Annotated in this window: 19 protein-coding genes and 1 pseudogene; 13 read left to right on the top strand and 7 right to left on the bottom strand. The window is 40.5% G+C overall.

Annotated features, from left to right (window positions below; translation table 11 throughout):
* Positions 1-23: 23 nt before the first annotated feature.
* Together NST25_RS16985 and glnA are read left to right on the top strand one after the other, a co-directional pair.
* A complete protein-coding gene (locus NST25_RS16985) occupies positions 24-434 on the top strand; it encodes a MerR family transcriptional regulator (protein WP_019910684.1) in 411 nt (136 codons plus the stop codon).
* 33 nt (positions 435-467) lie between these two features.
* A complete protein-coding gene (gene glnA, locus NST25_RS16980; protein WP_036687730.1) occupies positions 468-1,796 on the top strand; it encodes a type I glutamate--ammonia ligase in 1,329 nt (442 codons plus the stop codon).
* Between the two features lie 114 nt (positions 1,797-1,910).
* Here the strand turns inward: glnA and NST25_RS16975 are convergent, their stop codons facing one another.
* Together NST25_RS16975 and NST25_RS16970 are read right to left on the bottom strand one after the other, a co-directional pair.
* A complete protein-coding gene (locus NST25_RS16975) occupies positions 1,911-2,381 on the bottom strand; it encodes a site-specific integrase (RefSeq protein WP_340394426.1) in 471 nt (156 codons plus the stop codon).
* A gap of 32 nt (positions 2,382-2,413) precedes the next feature.
* Positions 2,414-2,575 (bottom strand): annotated as a pseudogene (locus tag NST25_RS16970) (YHYH domain-containing protein); the annotation flags it as partial.
* A gap of 186 nt (positions 2,576-2,761) precedes the next feature.
* Here NST25_RS16970 and NST25_RS16965 point away from each other — a divergent pair.
* Entirely contained in the window at positions 2,762-3,529 is a 768-nt protein-coding gene (locus NST25_RS16965) for a nucleotidyltransferase domain-containing protein (RefSeq protein WP_076220482.1), read from the top strand.
* Positions 3,530-3,815: 286 nt separating this feature from the next.
* Complete coding sequence (locus NST25_RS16960; RefSeq protein WP_076302615.1) at positions 3,816-4,598, top strand: SDR family oxidoreductase; 783 nt, start codon at positions 3,816-3,818, stop codon at positions 4,596-4,598.
* Between the two features lie 79 nt (positions 4,599-4,677).
* On the opposite strand, the gene NST25_RS16955 is transcribed toward NST25_RS16960, so the two are convergent.
* The gene (locus NST25_RS16955) at positions 4,678-4,929 is read right to left on the bottom strand and encodes a hypothetical protein (RefSeq protein WP_076302614.1); all 252 of its coding nucleotides are present in this window, start codon (positions 4,927-4,929) and stop codon (positions 4,678-4,680) included.
* A gap of 1,696 nt (positions 4,930-6,625) precedes the next feature.
* On the opposite strand from NST25_RS16955, the gene NST25_RS16950 reads away from it, so the two are divergent.
* From NST25_RS16950 to NST25_RS16935, 4 genes are all read left to right on the top strand, one after another.
* Positions 6,626-7,315, top strand: coding sequence for a hypothetical protein (locus tag NST25_RS16950; RefSeq protein ID WP_340391880.1), 690 nt, complete (start codon positions 6,626-6,628; stop codon positions 7,313-7,315).
* 426 nt (positions 7,316-7,741) lie between these two features.
* The gene (locus tag NST25_RS16945; RefSeq protein WP_076184440.1) at positions 7,742-7,945 is read left to right on the top strand and encodes a DUF5316 domain-containing protein; all 204 of its coding nucleotides are present in this window, start codon (positions 7,742-7,744) and stop codon (positions 7,943-7,945) included.
* Between the two features lie 32 nt (positions 7,946-7,977).
* A complete protein-coding gene (locus NST25_RS16940; protein WP_312148871.1) occupies positions 7,978-8,469 on the top strand; it encodes a cupin domain-containing protein in 492 nt (163 codons plus the stop codon).
* A complete protein-coding gene (locus NST25_RS16935) occupies positions 8,470-9,252 on the top strand; it encodes an MBL fold metallo-hydrolase (protein ID WP_340391878.1) in 783 nt (260 codons plus the stop codon).
* Between the two features lie 105 nt (positions 9,253-9,357).
* Here NST25_RS16935 and NST25_RS16930 read toward each other — a convergent pair whose 3' ends face one another.
* From NST25_RS16930 to lexA, 4 genes are all read right to left on the bottom strand, one after another.
* Positions 9,358-9,936 (bottom strand): hypothetical protein, encoded by a 579-nt coding sequence (locus NST25_RS16930; RefSeq protein ID WP_076128403.1) that lies wholly within the window; start codon positions 9,934-9,936, stop codon positions 9,358-9,360.
* A gap of 222 nt (positions 9,937-10,158) precedes the next feature.
* A complete protein-coding gene (locus NST25_RS16925) occupies positions 10,159-10,539 on the bottom strand; it encodes a hypothetical protein (protein WP_139329870.1) in 381 nt (126 codons plus the stop codon).
* Positions 10,540-10,689: 150 nt separating this feature from the next.
* Complete coding sequence (locus NST25_RS16920) at positions 10,690-11,028, bottom strand: L,D-transpeptidase (RefSeq protein WP_340391876.1); 339 nt, start codon at positions 11,026-11,028, stop codon at positions 10,690-10,692.
* A 178-nt stretch (positions 11,029-11,206) separates the two neighbouring features.
* Entirely contained in the window at positions 11,207-11,833 is a 627-nt protein-coding gene (gene lexA / locus NST25_RS16915) for a transcriptional repressor LexA (protein ID WP_036687720.1), read from the bottom strand.
* A gap of 251 nt (positions 11,834-12,084) precedes the next feature.
* On the opposite strand from lexA, the gene NST25_RS16910 reads away from it, so the two are divergent.
* From NST25_RS16910 to NST25_RS16890, 5 genes are all read left to right on the top strand, one after another.
* Positions 12,085-12,498 carry a LysM peptidoglycan-binding domain-containing protein gene (locus NST25_RS16910; RefSeq protein ID WP_340391874.1) on the top strand — a complete coding sequence of 138 codons (414 nt, stop codon included), beginning with the start codon at positions 12,085-12,087 and terminating at the stop codon, positions 12,496-12,498.
* A gap of 109 nt (positions 12,499-12,607) precedes the next feature.
* Positions 12,608-12,817, top strand: coding sequence for a DUF896 domain-containing protein (locus NST25_RS16905; RefSeq protein ID WP_248548735.1), 210 nt, complete (start codon positions 12,608-12,610; stop codon positions 12,815-12,817).
* A gap of 49 nt (positions 12,818-12,866) precedes the next feature.
* Complete coding sequence (locus NST25_RS16900; RefSeq protein ID WP_076128411.1) at positions 12,867-13,388, top strand: hypothetical protein; 522 nt, start codon at positions 12,867-12,869, stop codon at positions 13,386-13,388.
* 34 nt (positions 13,389-13,422) lie between these two features.
* Positions 13,423-14,208, top strand: a complete 786-nt coding sequence (locus tag NST25_RS16895) for an HAD family hydrolase (RefSeq protein ID WP_036687714.1) — start codon at positions 13,423-13,425, stop codon at positions 14,206-14,208.
* A gap of 262 nt (positions 14,209-14,470) precedes the next feature.
* Entirely contained in the window at positions 14,471-14,896 is a 426-nt protein-coding gene (locus tag NST25_RS16890) for a FixH family protein (protein ID WP_038571571.1), read from the top strand.
* Positions 14,897-14,944 lie beyond the last annotated feature (48 nt).

The following is a 14,944-nucleotide window of genomic DNA, read 5'->3' as shown; positions in this document are numbered from 1 at the left end:
ATCATTGGAAGGTTGGATGAGTCATGGGTGATGAAATCCGCAGAAATATGGCATTATTTCCTATTGGAATTGTAATGAAGTTAACTGATTTATCTGCAAGACAAATTCGTTATTATGAACAGCACAGTTTAATCGTACCTGCACGTACCTCTGGGAATCAACGTTTGTTCTCTTTTAATGATGTTGAGCGCCTATTAGAAATTAAGGCCTTGATTGAAAAGGGTGTTAACATTGCTGGCATCAAGCAAGTAATGAACCCAGTCTCGAAGGAATCCGAAGAAGCTACAGTGATTACCCCTGACACAGAGGTTAGACGTAGAGAGCTATCAGATTCGCAGCTTCACCGTTTGCTGAAGCAAGAACTAGTTTCCGGTAAAAGACCGGGACAGGTATCGCTTATTCAAGGTGAGTTATCCCGGTTTTTTAATAAATAATAATATACAGAGTTTTGAAAGGGAGAGGATCACGTGAGCTTTTCTAAAGAGGATATTTTACGCATTGCCAAGGAAGAGAATGTTCGTTTCATTCGTCTGCAATTTACAGATCTGTTAGGTACTATCAAGAATGTAGAGATTCCGGTTAGCCAATTGGAAAAAGCACTCGACAACAAAATGATGTTTGATGGTTCCTCCATCGAAGGTTATGTACGGATTGAAGAATCCGATATGTATCTCTTCCCAGACCTTGATACTTGGGTAATCTTCCCTTGGGTGACTGATAGCCGTGTTGCACGTCTGATTTGTGACGTGTATATGCCGGATGGTACTCCATTTGCTGGAGACCCACGTGGTATCCTGAAGCGTTGTCTGAAGGAAGCCGAAGAAATGGGCTTTACAGCGATGAATGTTGGACCTGAACCTGAATTCTTCTTGTTCAAAACAGACGAAAGAGGTAACCCAACTACAGAATTGAATGACCAAGGTGGTTATTTCGACTTAGCTCCTACAGACTTAGGGGAAAACTGCCGTCGTGAAATCGTATTGACCCTTGAAGAAATGGGCTTTGAAATCGAAGCTTCCCACCATGAAGTGGCTTCCGGCCAGCATGAAATTGATTTCAAATATGCAGACGCGATCACTTCTGCTGACCAAATTCAAACCTTTAAGCTCGTTGTGAAGACGGTTGCCCGTCAACATGGCTTGCATGCAACTTTTATGCCTAAACCATTGTTTGGTATTAACGGATCTGGTATGCACGCTCACCAATCCTTGTTTAATGGCAAAGAAAACATGTTCTACGATGAAAGTGACAAGCTAGGTCTGAGCAAAACTGCACGTTATTATATGGCTGGTATTTTGAAGCACGCTCGTGCTTTTGCAGCGATTACTAACCCAACAGTGAACTCTTACAAACGCCTTGTTCCTGGTTATGAAGCACCTTGTTACGTAGCTTGGTCTGCAAGTAACCGTAGCCCGATGATTCGTATCCCAGCTTCGAGAGGGCTTAGCACACGTGTTGAAGTTCGTAACCCGGACCCGGCAGCTAACCCATACCTCGCACTTGCTGTTATGTTGAAAGCAGGGCTAGACGGAATTAAGCGTAAGCTTGATCTTCCAGCTCCAATTGACCGTAACATCTATGTGATGTCTGAGGAAGAGCGTATTGAAGAAGGCATCCCAAGCTTGCCATCCGATTTGAAAGAAGCGCTAAGCGAAATGATCCGCAGCCATGTAATTACCGAAGCTCTCGGCGAACATGCGCTGGCTCACTTCTACGAGCTGAAAGAAATCGAATGGGATATCTATCGTACACAAGTTCATGAGTGGGAAAGAAACCAATACATGACGCTTTACTAGTTACATCAACCCTTGGCGCTCTAAGCGTTGAGGGTTTTTTTCTGTAGGGGTAAGGATAGGAGATATTGTAGAGGTTTATGAACGCCCCCGTAATGCCCCCAAAAAATGTAGTGATCATTCGAGGATACTTCTCATATGAGCTTCAAATTTCTCCATACTGCTTTCATTTATTTTCTTAGAAATATGTGTGTATATGTCCGCTGTGATTCTCATACTACCGTGACCTAAACGTTCTTGTACATACTTCATATCGTTACCAGCCTCAAGTAAAATAACAGCATGAGTGTGACGAAGAGAATGAATCGGCATCGCCGGGAGACCAATACGTTTCAAAATTCGCGAAAAAGAATTGAATAAAGAAGACTTTGGCATGAAGTTTCCATCATCTCTACAAAGAACTAAGTTTAACTTATGTTTATAGGAACCCTTCCAAGCTAATTTATTTTGGTTCTGATATTTAATGTGTTGCTTTAGATCGCTAATGATAGATTGACTAATTTTTATCGTTCGTTGCGAATTAAACGTTTTTGTATCTCCGAATAGAGTTGCTTCATCCTCAGCTGAAAAATCTAACGTCTTACAAATGTGGCAGCCGGTTTAGAATCTGAACCTCCACCGTTGTGGTAATGGTATTCTCCGTTTTCCAGTCCCCACTTTGCGCAATTTGTGCGGCAATAATGACCCCCATTTGCATCTGTGCGTCCTGGATGTGCCTCAGCAAGTACAGGCATCAATAATAAGAAAAGTGACATGAAGATTGGAACAATAATTCTTTTCATAAAAAATAAATACCCCAATGATTGATTCTTGGAGTAGTCTATCAGAATACATTTTCACTTATCCCTTATTAAGCTAACGGGGCAGGATAGTTGAATGATTTCGCGAATAACTTAAGTCATGACGAATTTACGAAGTTCGCAAAAAGGCGTTAGCCGAAAGAAGTTCTTAGTTTAGGAGGAGTCTATATGATATTAGAAAAAGTTATAAATAGAATTGAAATACAAAGTGAATATAAGGATTTTGTTGATAAGTATATAGATAATATACTTACCGAATTCAAAGGTAAGATTCATAGCATTTATATGTGTGGCTCGATTCCAAAAGGAACTGCTAAACCTTTTAAGTCAGATGCAGACTTTACTATTGTATGTGTAAATCCCAAAGATATTGATTACGAAAGATTGTCAAATATTAAAGACAGGCTTTTGGAAGAATATCCAATAGTAACTAAGATTGATACGATAATTTGCTCGATTGACGATGTATTAAGTAAACCAAATGAGTGGGGTTTTTGGGTAAAGATAATTTGTGTTTGCATATATGGTCATGACGTTGGTGAAAAAGTACCACCGATAATTATTTCTCCAGAGTTCATTTTAGACTTAAATACAGAGACCAAGGAGGAAGTAGATCGTATACATAGTTTACTTTCTAATGCTAGTGATAACACAATGAAAACTAGATATATTAAAGGTTACTCTAAGAGATTAATTCGTGCATTATACTCTTTGGTTTTAGAAGATACAGGTGTATGGCAAGATGACATTATTAAGATGAAGAATGCCATATTAAACTATTGTGACATTGACTCCGCTTTAGTTGATTATCTGTATGCTTGTTACTTGGATAGTAATGTACTTGTTGAAGAGTTTCTGGGAATTGCAGATGAAGTATATAGCTATTTTGAGAACGCCTTAAATACAATGGCTGCTTCCAGAACTTCCTTCGGCTAACACCATATTGACGCTCCGGGTCACTCTGAGAAGCGAGTGACCACATCCAGCCCCCTAAGCCCGTCGGGACGTCACTGCGTTAGGTGTTCGGCAAGTCTCACAACTATAAGCAGCGACTCTAATTAAAACATAAGACTATTGAGCTAACGGGAACTTTAGTTGAATAATACACATTAAGGAGCAGGCGCTACGGTAGCCTGCTGTTTTCATTGAAGTAACGGGCAGATTTGCACAATAGTCACCGCAGTTTAATGCGACTTCAAAATAAAAAGGAGAGAAAAGGCCCATGAATACTACACTTGGCAGATTAACAGGTCGAATCGCAATAGTAACAGGTGCAAGTCGCAGCACAGGAATCGGTGCTGCAGTGTGCAAAGAGTTGGCCTATCTAGGCGCTGATGTATTTTTTACACACTGGGTTAGTTACGATCAACAGATGCCCTGGGGTAGCAATAACGAGGAGCAAAAGCAACTTTGTGAGGAAATACGTTCCATGGGCGTTCGTTGCGAACACCTAATGATGGATCTTTCTGTACCTGAAAGCTTTGTGGATTTATTAAATAACGTTGAGCAGAAGCTAGGAGAACCTTCCATTCTTGTTAACAATGCTTGTTATTCGGTTAACGATGACTTAACCACGATTACCCCAGAGTCTTTGGATGCACACTACGCAATTAATGTTAGGGCGGTAACTATGCTTAGTGTGGAATTCGCTAGACGGTTTACGCGATCGGCAGGTGGTCGAGTTATTAATATGACATCGGGCCAATCACTAGGTCCCATGGCTGGTGAAATCTCGTATGCCACAACGAAAGGGGCAATAGATGCTTTCACACGAACTTTTGCAGCAGAGGTGGGACCGAAAGGCATCACCGTAAATGCGATAAATCCTGGACCCACAGACACCGGCTGGATGACTCCTGACCTACGACAGCAGTTATCTAAGCAATTTGTAACAGGTAGAGTAGGATTGCCTAAGGATGCAGCTCGTCTGGTTGCATTCTTAGCCACCGATGATGGGGAGTGGATTACCGGCCAAGTTTTACATTCCACGGGTGGATTCAACTAACGGAGAACGATAGCTCAATGAGACACCTAGCTAATACGATTGTGAAAATCGCCTCGTCAGTGATAATGCTGACGAGGCATTATAATTTGATGTGTCTTATATCAAATTCAGCCCATCCTGGTGGCAGTGATTCGAAGTCGACTTCTTCGAGGGCTTCTGGTTCAATAATTATTAGTAACGGTTCATATATGTCAATCAACGCACCTATACGTTCGCTGATACCAATAAAAGTACCAATAGCTACAATACTTCCGCACCTTCCACCAAATCCGCTATCGTGATTGTCACAGATACGCACGGACTGTCCCGGCTTTAAATCTTCCCATCTCATAATTTAGGGGGTGCTCCTTGTTCTTCAAAAGTTCTCTGGGACATTCCAAAGTAAGTAGCCCTGTCATTTGAGTAATGGTTCTGTCGTTGTATCGGTAGCGTCAGTGGCGTCTCCGGGAACCTATTTTCGTTTGCCGCGCGGGCGACGTTTTATGGTTCCTTTTTTCTTGTCCTTTAGTAGTAGATAAGCTGTGTAACATTGTATTGCTGCTGTTAGGAGTTGTACCATGTAGAAGAGTCATCACAGGGATAATCTGAACTGCTCTTTTATTGCTCAAAAAATTTTGTTTTATCTGTAATCAACTCCACGAGTAAGCGTCATAATAAAACCCTGCTGACCATGATGGTAGCGGGTTTTTTGTTCATACATTAAATTTCTTCCCTCACGGAGGCAATAGATCCTATGATTCATCCACCAATGATTCCGGAGCGAAGCCAATTAGCGATGGTTATCCGATATCTACAGTTAATTTTAATGGCGATGATTCTCCCAATACGATTTTCAAGCCACTTTTAAGATAGCGATGTTCTGGATTCTATTCCCTAGATTGAAATCTTCAATTGCATTTGTAGTACCTCTTCTGATTGAAAATTGGGCTATATTTCCTGCCCACATAAACGCCCACAAAATGCTCACAAATAATAGAAGGAAGACAATGAAATCCGTAATCGTTTTCTCAGAGAACCCTTTATTTTAACGGAATTAGGTACTATTCAGACCATTATAAAAAGGGCAAACTGTAAACCGGACTCGGTTCACGAGTGGGAAAGAAACCAATATATGACGCTTTACTAGAACCTTTAAACCCTTAACGCCTTTGGTGTTGAGTTTTTTTTTTGTTTGGGCAAAATAGTGGTTTTGTAACCATCGATGATATGTCTACGAAAAATGCCCGCGAAATGCCCACAAATAGCTGAGGTTAAGGTTATTCGAGGATGTTTTACAGGTGAATATCAAAATTGGCATATTGTTGATTAACAATTTTAACGTGTAAGAAGTTGTTCATTTATCATAAATAATGGGATATCATGGGAGATAGATGAATTAAATGCAGAGACGGAGGAGTGAATTTGGATATAGTTTGGTCAAACTTAATATTAACTTTGATAATTTTCGGGATATTAGTGGTTTTGATTTTTAAAGGTATTAGTTTATTAGTAAGAAGTTATAAATCAAAAAAATAACTCTATAGACGATTATACATAGTTATGGTCAGTCATTGGTTATATTCCCGCATCGTGACTATAAAAGAATTTATCAAAGAGTATTGACACAAGACCTGAGTTTCAGATCATTAAGGATGGCGATTTACAGAACCCCCCGCGGTTGGCTGTGAGTCGCTATTTAATTTTTTTCTGAAAATGTGTTAATTAAAGTGTTTTGTGGAATTTGTTTTACTTAATTGTTTTATCGTCTACCTTGCTCTTGCTCAGTCCAATTAACCTTATGAAACCGAGAAGAACTAAGATCTCATGGGTCACTTTATGGAATCTGGTGGCATTAATTAAGATAGTAGGTGCCCGAATCGTCTGGGAACAATTTGAATTTCGAGCACAATTCCATAGCTGTAAATAAGAACGAGTCGATTGTTTGAAATTTTTCAATCCGTAGCAATAAAATTGAGAAAAGGTTTGAAGAATAAGAGGACACGTCACTCATGTGGGTAATAACTATTATAGTAATAAGGAGGTGCGTAATGAAAAAAATATTATTAACTACAGTTATTAGTATTCTTCTGTCTTCCTCAATACTCGGTGCATGTAGTAACAATAAAACAACAGACGAGGCAAAACCTACAGCGTCAAGTGCAGCGACAATGCCAGTTGTTGAAGCTACAAGCACTCCTGAACCTTCTGCTACTCCTTCTATGGAGGCGCAGGAGTCCGCCAGTCCGGAGGCCACTGATCCTCTAACATCCGATCGGCCAAAGACCAAAGCATTTGGTGAACAGGAGGGAGGGGTCTCAGGGCAAGAAGGTACACTTGGGAAAGGTGATGGATATTCCCTGTATGTTTTTCAGGGTTTCACACTAGACTCACAGTCTGGTCGTTTATCATTAACTGAGGATCCAACCTATTATGCCGAAATTAAACACTTACCTGCCGATTACGATCTCACAGCTTTGAAGCAGCAGGGACAAACCGAGCTTTCTGCAATTGGCAAAGCCAACGACCATAGCGGGGAACTAATTGAACATCCTCTAGGTTTTGCTGAACTATATCTGCAGGCAACCGGTGATAAAGGGATAGAAGATTATATGGTCTGGAAGAATCAGGCGGGGGAAGCTTTTCTTTTTCGGATACACAATCCTAAGGGGGATTCGTCGAATAAGTTTGCACCTTGGGTGATGGTTTCACTGGCAACACTTGAACTTGAAAGGAATTAAGTGTGATCAGAGCCGAAGGAGTTGTGCGGAGTAGAAGGGGTGTGCCATAACCATAATCAAAAAAATGGTTGTTGGCACACTTCTTCTTCTTTTTGGTACCTTACTTCATTCGAACGCCAATTTTCGTTTGCTGAGGTTGCAAATTTCGCGTATGAGCCTGCTATAGGATCCAGCAGACCTTATACGAAGCTTTACCCCACATTTGGGATACTAAAGGACTCCATAGTCGCTATTAGCATTAAAAACACTCAATATGAGCCTCATCCTTAGGAATAACGTCACTGGAGTCCGAAACCATGCTTCAAAGGCTCAAAATTAGCAAATAGCGTCATCTGGGTCCGAAAGTCATGGCACGTAGTAGAGGGATTTAATGTTAAAATATCTTATATATAGATTACTAATTCTTTCCTGGGAAGGAGTAAGTTCATGCAAATTTTTATTTACATAGGATTGGGCTTCTTTATAATTTCAGGTATATGTGTTGGAGCCTTCACGACAGGTACACAACAAAGAGGTAACTTTTATTCGGAATCTAAGCAAGACCGTAAAGCTAAAAACAAAGTAGCGAATTGGTCCGCTTTAGGTGGTCTTATTTCATTAGCTGTAGCTGGGATTCTTTATTTGTTGTAAATGAACGCACAACATAAGGAGGAGTGTTGCAGATGGTGAAGATTTTTAATGAAAATACGGTCTCTTTTACACAAAAACAGTCCCCGATCCCAGAGTTTGCTTGGCATACGAGTGAAAGGTTAGCTGAAATGGTGGGCTCCAAGCATTTAGTTTTTGATATCAGATCTTTAGATCCTGATAAATATTCTTTTCCTTATCATTTTCATAGAAATGCTGAAGAAATATTTGTGATTTTAGCGGGAAAAGCGATGTTAAGAACACCCGAGGGTTTTACGGAGGTTACTGAAGGGGATGTAATATTTTTTGAAATGGGACCGGAAGGGGCGCACCAGCTTTATAATCATTCCGATGCACCATGCAGGTATCTGGATCTCCGAACGAATCAGGGAATAGATATTTGCGAATATCCAGACTCAGGCAAAATCAACATTTTGCCCTATCAAGAAATCTATCAAGCGGATGAACAGGCGGATTATTGTAAGGGAGAAGAGCATGTAAGGGAAAAATGGAATGGGGGAGCGTAATTGATTAAAGATCGTTGGTTTACAGTAACGGAAATTGATCCGACCACCTATGCAATCAGTGAATATGGACATTGGGAAAAGGTGCATTGTTTTTTACTCTTGGGGCAAAAACAAGCCGCGTTAATTGATACGGGATTAGGTATTGATAATATAAAAAGAATAACGGATCAGTTAACGGATTTACCTATCGCTGTCATAACTACGCATGTGCATGCAGATCATATTGGCAGTCATGGGCAATTCGAGACAATCTATGTACATAAAGAGGATGCGGATTGGCTGATTAACGGAATAAAAGGCTTGTCCCTTGCCCAGATTCGTAAAGATATGAGCCGGGACATCAGCCTTCCTGTTCCTGAAACCTTTGATCCTAACACCTACATACCTTTTCAAGGGAAACCAACAGCTCTTTTACAAGAAGGGGATGTGCTCGACATAGGCGGGCGCAAAATAGAAATTTACCACACACCAGGTCATTCGCCAGGTCATATCAGCCTTTTTGATCATGCCAACGGATATCTGTTTACAGGTGATTTATTGTATGACGTTACGCCAATCTATGCCTTTTACCCTTCGACTAGTCCGGTTGATTTAGTGGCATCCTTAGAAAAGATTACGGAAATTCCAGGAGTTACCCAAGTATTCGGTTCTCATAATACACTGGGTTTAGATCCATCTATTTTACAAGAGGTCGAAAAGGCAGTTCGTGAGTTACGTGAGCAAAAGGTAGTGGAACATGGTACGGGCATTCACCAGTTTGATGGGTTTAGTGTGCAATTTTAGATTTTTCTATGTCGAAAACAAATGGGGGTATGGCGATATGGTGTCTACATCAAAGGCTTTTGCGAAAAATAATTCACACATCTTATTGCGCAAAAAACAACTTAATTATTCAGATACGATTGACCTGAACAGTGCATGCAATTGTTGTACTTGGGAGTAAGCTTCCTTGTACTGGTTGTCGGATTGTTGAATAGGCAATAAACCCGGCAAGAAGGAGATACAATACACAGGCGTTTCTTTGCTGTTCATATATATTTTAAGCGTAAGCTCTTCTATCACATTAGCTTCTTCATCGGTGTCCTTAAGGACATTAATATCTGCACTTGTTGCAGTAGTTTTGCTGTTTTGATGTCTTTTGGATACTTTTGAAAGGGTAAGTGCGTTAACCACAATCTCGGATCCCATTACATTATCAAATGAGTATAGCTTTGCTACTGCTTTTTTGTTACTCTTCGGATTTTTGGTGCCAATTGCTAATTTTTTATTAGGCTCGTTAAGTGCGATCAAGTGAGATTGATTGGGGGGAATGAATGTTTTGGTGAAGCTGATGTTAAAAGATGAGGTCGCATTAACTAGCTTAGAAATTTCAGATGAAGCAGATAGCGTTTTCAATTTTATAATGGCGGCACTTAGAATTAAAACAACTCCTAAAATAGCAAATAAGTACATCAGGATAATCAGCATATAATCACACCTCCTAGTTATCTCATTAGACTCAAATTGTTGCTTATTGAAAGATATGCCTGAATGATCTCCACTAGTATCTTTTAAAAGGGAAATTCGTGGAATTATAGGATCGGCTTCACGATTAACCCAAAAAAAGCACCCAGAGAAACCTTCCGATTCTGCAAATGATGCAAAATTGGGGGTTGCTGCAAGAGTGCTTTTTAAGGTGATTATGTAAACCTATAGAAAATTGAAGGCAGTGATATGATCGGTATAAACAATCAGCTGTTTGTATTCGATCGGAGTCCCATAACTAGCATAAGGTCTTACAGTAACGTCATTGAGGACAACAAAGTTATAGCTGAAATTTTTATCAGGGTGTTCTGCTCCCAAATAAGATATGTATTCGTCTACAATTACATCATCCATCAAAGATTTTAAATCAAATACATCCTCTTTGTTGGAGACGGTTGGAGAGACGATTCCCTGAATGCTGCCAAAAGAGGTGAGCAAATTCACTTTTTTTCCACTAGCTTGTTCATCATTTAAAAGTAAACCGGACAGCTTACCCAGTGCATCGACTTTAAAATCGACGAGGGTTCTAATTTTTGAATTATTCAAACTAAACACATCCTTTTCAATTTGCAATCCTGTTAACAATATTCGACATATAATCACCAAACTCCTAGTATGCTAATGAAAAAATACTTACTTATGTAATGCCCCCCATTTTTTAATGTGATTTGGGGGTTGCCGAGCCTCCATTCGAATTTAATTTCTTATCGTTACTCGTGTGCCTATAAGGACAATAGCAGCGAGTGCTAACACATCCTCGTTGTACATCCGGATGCAGCCGTGGGACACCTCTTTCCCAATGGAGGAAGGGTCATTGTTTCCATGAATTCCGTAGTGTGGTTTAGACAGTCCCATCCAAAAAACACCGAAGGGACCCCCTGGGTCGGGTTGTTTGTTAATAATAGTGAATTCACCCACTGGGGATTGGGTTAACATCTTACCGATGCCGACAGGGAAACCTCTAATCACAATATCATTGTCCAGAAGATATAACATTCGTTGGGTCAGATCTACAATAATTCGGTAGTTGGGCATTATACGCAACACTCCTTTCTAATTAGGATATGAGCAGAACGCCTAAAGGGTTATTCATAGAAAATGGCCATTTTAGCCATTGGGAACAAATGTTCGTAAGTGGTTGGAAAAGCAAAAAAACGTAGAAAAAAGGCTGTTCCGCATATGCGGAACAGCCTTTTATGTTAGAAGTGCATACTTAGTGGATATCTCGAAACAATCCGATGACTCTTCCGAGAATAGTTACGCGATTAAGGCGAAGCGGCTCATAAGCTGGATTCTCCGGCTGAAGCCGTATATGATCACGTTCCTTGTAAAAGGTCTTAACGGTTGCTTCATCTTCTTCGGTCATGGCTACAACGATATCTCCGTTGTCCGCTGTTTGTTGTTGGCGAACAATCACATAGTCACCATTCATAATGCCTGCGTCCACCATACTATCACCCATGACAGACAGCATAAATACTTTGTTGTCACCTACATAGTGAGTAGGAAGTGGGAAGTAGTCTTCGATATTCTCTGTAGCAGTGATAGGTACCCCGGCGGTAACTTTACCTACGACAGGAATCCGTGAGATGGTCTGCGCGAATTGGTGAACATTCTCTGAATCCTCTTGGCCTAGTAATTCTATTGCACGTGGCTTCGTTGGATCTCGACGAATAAGTCCCTTCTTCTCAAGCCGGTCCAAATGACCGTGAACTGTGGAGCTGGAAGCAAGGCCAACAGCTTCTCCAATTTCCCGGACGGAAGGTGGATAACCCTTGCTGCGGACTTCGCTTCGTATAAATTCCAGGATCGCCAGCTGGCGACTTGAAATCTTTGACATTGGAATCAACCCCATATAGTAATGTTTGGGAAAATTATAACATAGAACTACCGTTCGCACAAACATAAGTTCTAACTATTATAAATATAAATCTGCTAGAGTTAAAAAATGGTAGACAAATGATAATAAAATGAACCGCTTGAGTCTCTCGAAAAAAAGAGAACAATTGTTCTGAAATAGTATTGAACAAAACACATGTTCGTGTTATTATAAATTCGAAAGTAAGAACAAGTGTTTGGAGGATGATGATTATGCTAAAATACAGTACATACCGCAGCATCTACGATAAGGCCCCAGTGGTTGAATCTATAGGACATAATGACGTTGCACGTAATTCCGCTAAGGTGAAAGAGATAACGGAACGTTTGCTTGGAGGGATGATTTCGTTGTTCCCTCAAGATTTCTTTATTAAGTTAATATTGATTTTCGTGCTAGTATTATCTGGCCTAACAGTAGTGGGAAATGTATTTGCAGGATCGACGACTATAATGAAGGAAGAGAAGCGGATTGTGGTTGAACGTGGAGATACACTATGGAGTATTGCTCTTAAGAATAAACCAGCTGATATGAAGACAGTTGTTTATATAGAAGGAATTAAACGTTCAAGTGGGATTAAGAGTAGTCAAATTAACGCTGGAGACATACTTACTTTACCTATTTATTAATTTTCTGAGAACATAATAGAATGACCAGTAGAGCTTGCAGGGAGTAGATCTTGACAAGCTCTTTTTCTCATGGCAGAGTTAGAATTAATTTATAGGGGGAGGGAAAGTATTGAATATTGATGAGTTGGTCGCGCGAATTAACGAATTGGCACGCAAACAGAAGAGCGTAGGCCTTAATCAAGAGGAAGTGGCGGAACGCGCCAAGCTTCGTGAAATTTACCTGGGGAATATCCGCAATAACTTCCGAGCACAATTAAATACTATTGAAATAGTAGATAACGATGAGCATGAACAAGGTAACAAAGGGCTTAAACATTAGCTCGCTGTTCCTTTTCATAGATATTTCAGGATGACTAGGGGGAACGCACATGGCCCGTTCTTGGGAAAGAATGGTTCAACGCAACACACAGCAAATCAACAAGCAAAGAAAGAAACAAGGCAAGGATACGATTTATGCCTCTAAATCTCCTACCCAGAATGCCGAAGTCTTTAAAGGTCGCAACATTGCATTTCCGGTAGTGTTAGTGATACTTGGCACTATGTTTTGGGTAGTTGGTTCTATTGATCAGGCCAAAGGTAATGGCATGCTGGCTAATTGGCTGGGAGTAGTACTGTACTATTTGCTGGCAGCGCTATTGTTCTTCCGTCGTCCGTACTTAAAGGTGGAAAAAGCAAGACTGTCCACTATTAAATTCAATCGCGAACGCGGACTTCCAGCTGCAGATATTGAGAAAATCACCCTTTCGCGTGGAGCTGTAGTCATTAAGCACAAAGGGAAACGTACGAAATGGATTTTCACAAAACTTATGAATCGCTATGATACTAATGCGATGAGTACACGATTAGAAGCATTTGCTAAAGCTCACAACATTGAAGTAGTTCACGAATAGAACTAGACCAGTTAAAGGGAGAGGGAGACCTGTAATGCCAATTTCTGCTGTACTATTTGACCTTGATGATACATTGCTGTGGGATGATCGGAGCGTCGAAGAAGCATTTCGTTCTGCTTGTGAAGCCGCCGGGGATACGATTGATCCACAAGAACTAGAAGTAGCAGTTCGTAAGGAAGCAAGTAGCTTGTATGAATCTTATGAGACGTTCCCATTTACAAAGATGATCGGAATTAATCCATATGAAGCACTCTGGGCTAACTTTACGGCAGGTGAACAGCCAGAATTCCGTCAATTGGAGCAGCTTGCACCGGTATATCGTAAAGAGTCTTGGCGTCGCGGACTTGCAGCGTTAGGGGTGGAAGACGAAGCACTAGCTGAGACCTTGGCAACTAAATTCGCAGCAGAGCGCAGAAAACGTCCATACATCTATGAAGAAACAATGCATGTACTGGAGCAGTTACGGGGTCAAGTGAAGCTTTTGCTACTTACGAACGGCTGTCCTGCACTGCAACAAGAGAAACTAGATGGTGTGCCCGAGTTAATTCCTTTCTTTGATCATATTGTGATTTCCGGAAGCTTTGGTAAAGGCAAACCGGATAAGGAAATTTTCCTGCATGCTTTAGAGCTTCTTGATGTAACGCCTGAGCAAGCGGTTATGGTCGGCGATAAGCTAACAACGGATATCCGTGGGGGGCTGGCAGCAGGGTTGACCACGGTCTGGATTAATAGAAAAGGTAGAGCACCTAGTCTTGATATTCATCCGGATCATGAAATCAATCACCTTGAGGAACTTCTTCCACTAGTTCAATCCTTGTAAGATATATAGAGCTATTAGCTCCAACATAAAGACTTTATAAAAGCAGCGAGTTTCTGAGATCCTAAGAAACTCGCTGCTTTTCTGTACATACATACTAACATAAGGATTTCATTAGATTTTCAAGTAAATGATTTAAGTCACAAGACTAATGCGGAATTGATGCAAAATACTGAAAAACCAATAATAATGTGTATAATAGATGGAGATGTATAACATGAATTGGTAGATTTTTATTATTCGATAATGATTGGGAGGGCTCCAAATGATGAGATCGAAGAAATTAGTCGCTGTATTATTAGGTGCAACACTTCTAGTACTAGGTGGATGTTCTTCAAATGGAACCAAGCATTCAGAAATACATAACATGAATATGAACATGTCTATGGAACCTATCAAAGTCGAACTACAATGGAGTCCTGAAGAAGTTGTTGTAAATCAAAAGGTAACCTTTGAAGCTGTGGTGACCCAAGATAACGAGGCAGTAGATGATGCAAAAGAGGTTCTGTTCGAAATTGTGAATAAAAATGATGAGGGACAGAAAATAGAGCTTAAGGGAAAGCTAATTGGTAAAGGAGTCTATCAAGCAGAAGGGACCCTTGAAAAGGAAGGACAATATAATGTCACTTCACATGTGACAGCCCGGACACAGCACTCTATGCCTAGCAAAGAGCTGTCTGTGAAACCATGATTCAAAGGTTCGCAAAGGTTACTGAGCAATAACAGATAAAGCAGAGTG

This window comes from Paenibacillus sp. FSL E2-0190, from assembly GCF_037992965.1.
Lineage (GTDB): Bacteria > Bacillota > Bacilli > Paenibacillales > Paenibacillaceae > Paenibacillus_AQ > Paenibacillus_AQ odorifer.
The sequence above is the reverse complement of the archived record's forward strand: the minus strand, read 5'-3'. Positions and strand labels throughout refer to the sequence as shown.

Bases quoted from the DNA above. Each gene is read 5' to 3' on its own strand.
- NST25_RS16890 (WP_038571571.1), top strand. From the start codon at position 14,471: ATGATGAGATCGAAGAAATTAGTCGCTGTATTATTAGGTGCAACACTT.
- NST25_RS16940 (WP_312148871.1), top strand. From the start codon at position 7,978: ATGGTGAAGATTTTTAATGAAAATACGGTCTCTTTTACACAAAAACAG.
- lexA (WP_036687720.1), bottom strand. From the start codon at position 11,833: ATGTCAAAGATTTCAAGTCGCCAGCTGGCGATCCTGGAATTTATACGA.
- NST25_RS16985 (WP_019910684.1), top strand. From the start codon at position 24: ATGGGTGATGAAATCCGCAGAAATATGGCATTATTTCCTATTGGAATT.
- NST25_RS16920 (WP_340391876.1), bottom strand. From the start codon at position 11,028: ATGCCCAACTACCGAATTATTGTAGATCTGACCCAACGAATGTTATAT.
- NST25_RS16950 (WP_340391880.1), top strand. From the start codon at position 6,626: ATGAAAAAAATATTATTAACTACAGTTATTAGTATTCTTCTGTCTTCC.
- NST25_RS16965 (WP_076220482.1), top strand. From the start codon at position 2,762: ATGATATTAGAAAAAGTTATAAATAGAATTGAAATACAAAGTGAATAT.
- NST25_RS16900 (WP_076128411.1), top strand. From the start codon at position 12,867: ATGGCCCGTTCTTGGGAAAGAATGGTTCAACGCAACACACAGCAAATC.
- NST25_RS16960 (WP_076302615.1), top strand. From the start codon at position 3,816: ATGAATACTACACTTGGCAGATTAACAGGTCGAATCGCAATAGTAACA.
- NST25_RS16955 (WP_076302614.1), bottom strand. From the start codon at position 4,929: ATGAGATGGGAAGATTTAAAGCCGGGACAGTCCGTGCGTATCTGTGAC.
- NST25_RS16910 (WP_340391874.1), top strand. From the start codon at position 12,085: ATGCTAAAATACAGTACATACCGCAGCATCTACGATAAGGCCCCAGTG.
- NST25_RS16945 (WP_076184440.1), top strand. From the start codon at position 7,742: ATGCAAATTTTTATTTACATAGGATTGGGCTTCTTTATAATTTCAGGT.
- NST25_RS16930 (WP_076128403.1), bottom strand. From the start codon at position 9,936: ATGCTGATTATCCTGATGTACTTATTTGCTATTTTAGGAGTTGTTTTA.
- NST25_RS16895 (WP_036687714.1), top strand. From the start codon at position 13,423: ATGCCAATTTCTGCTGTACTATTTGACCTTGATGATACATTGCTGTGG.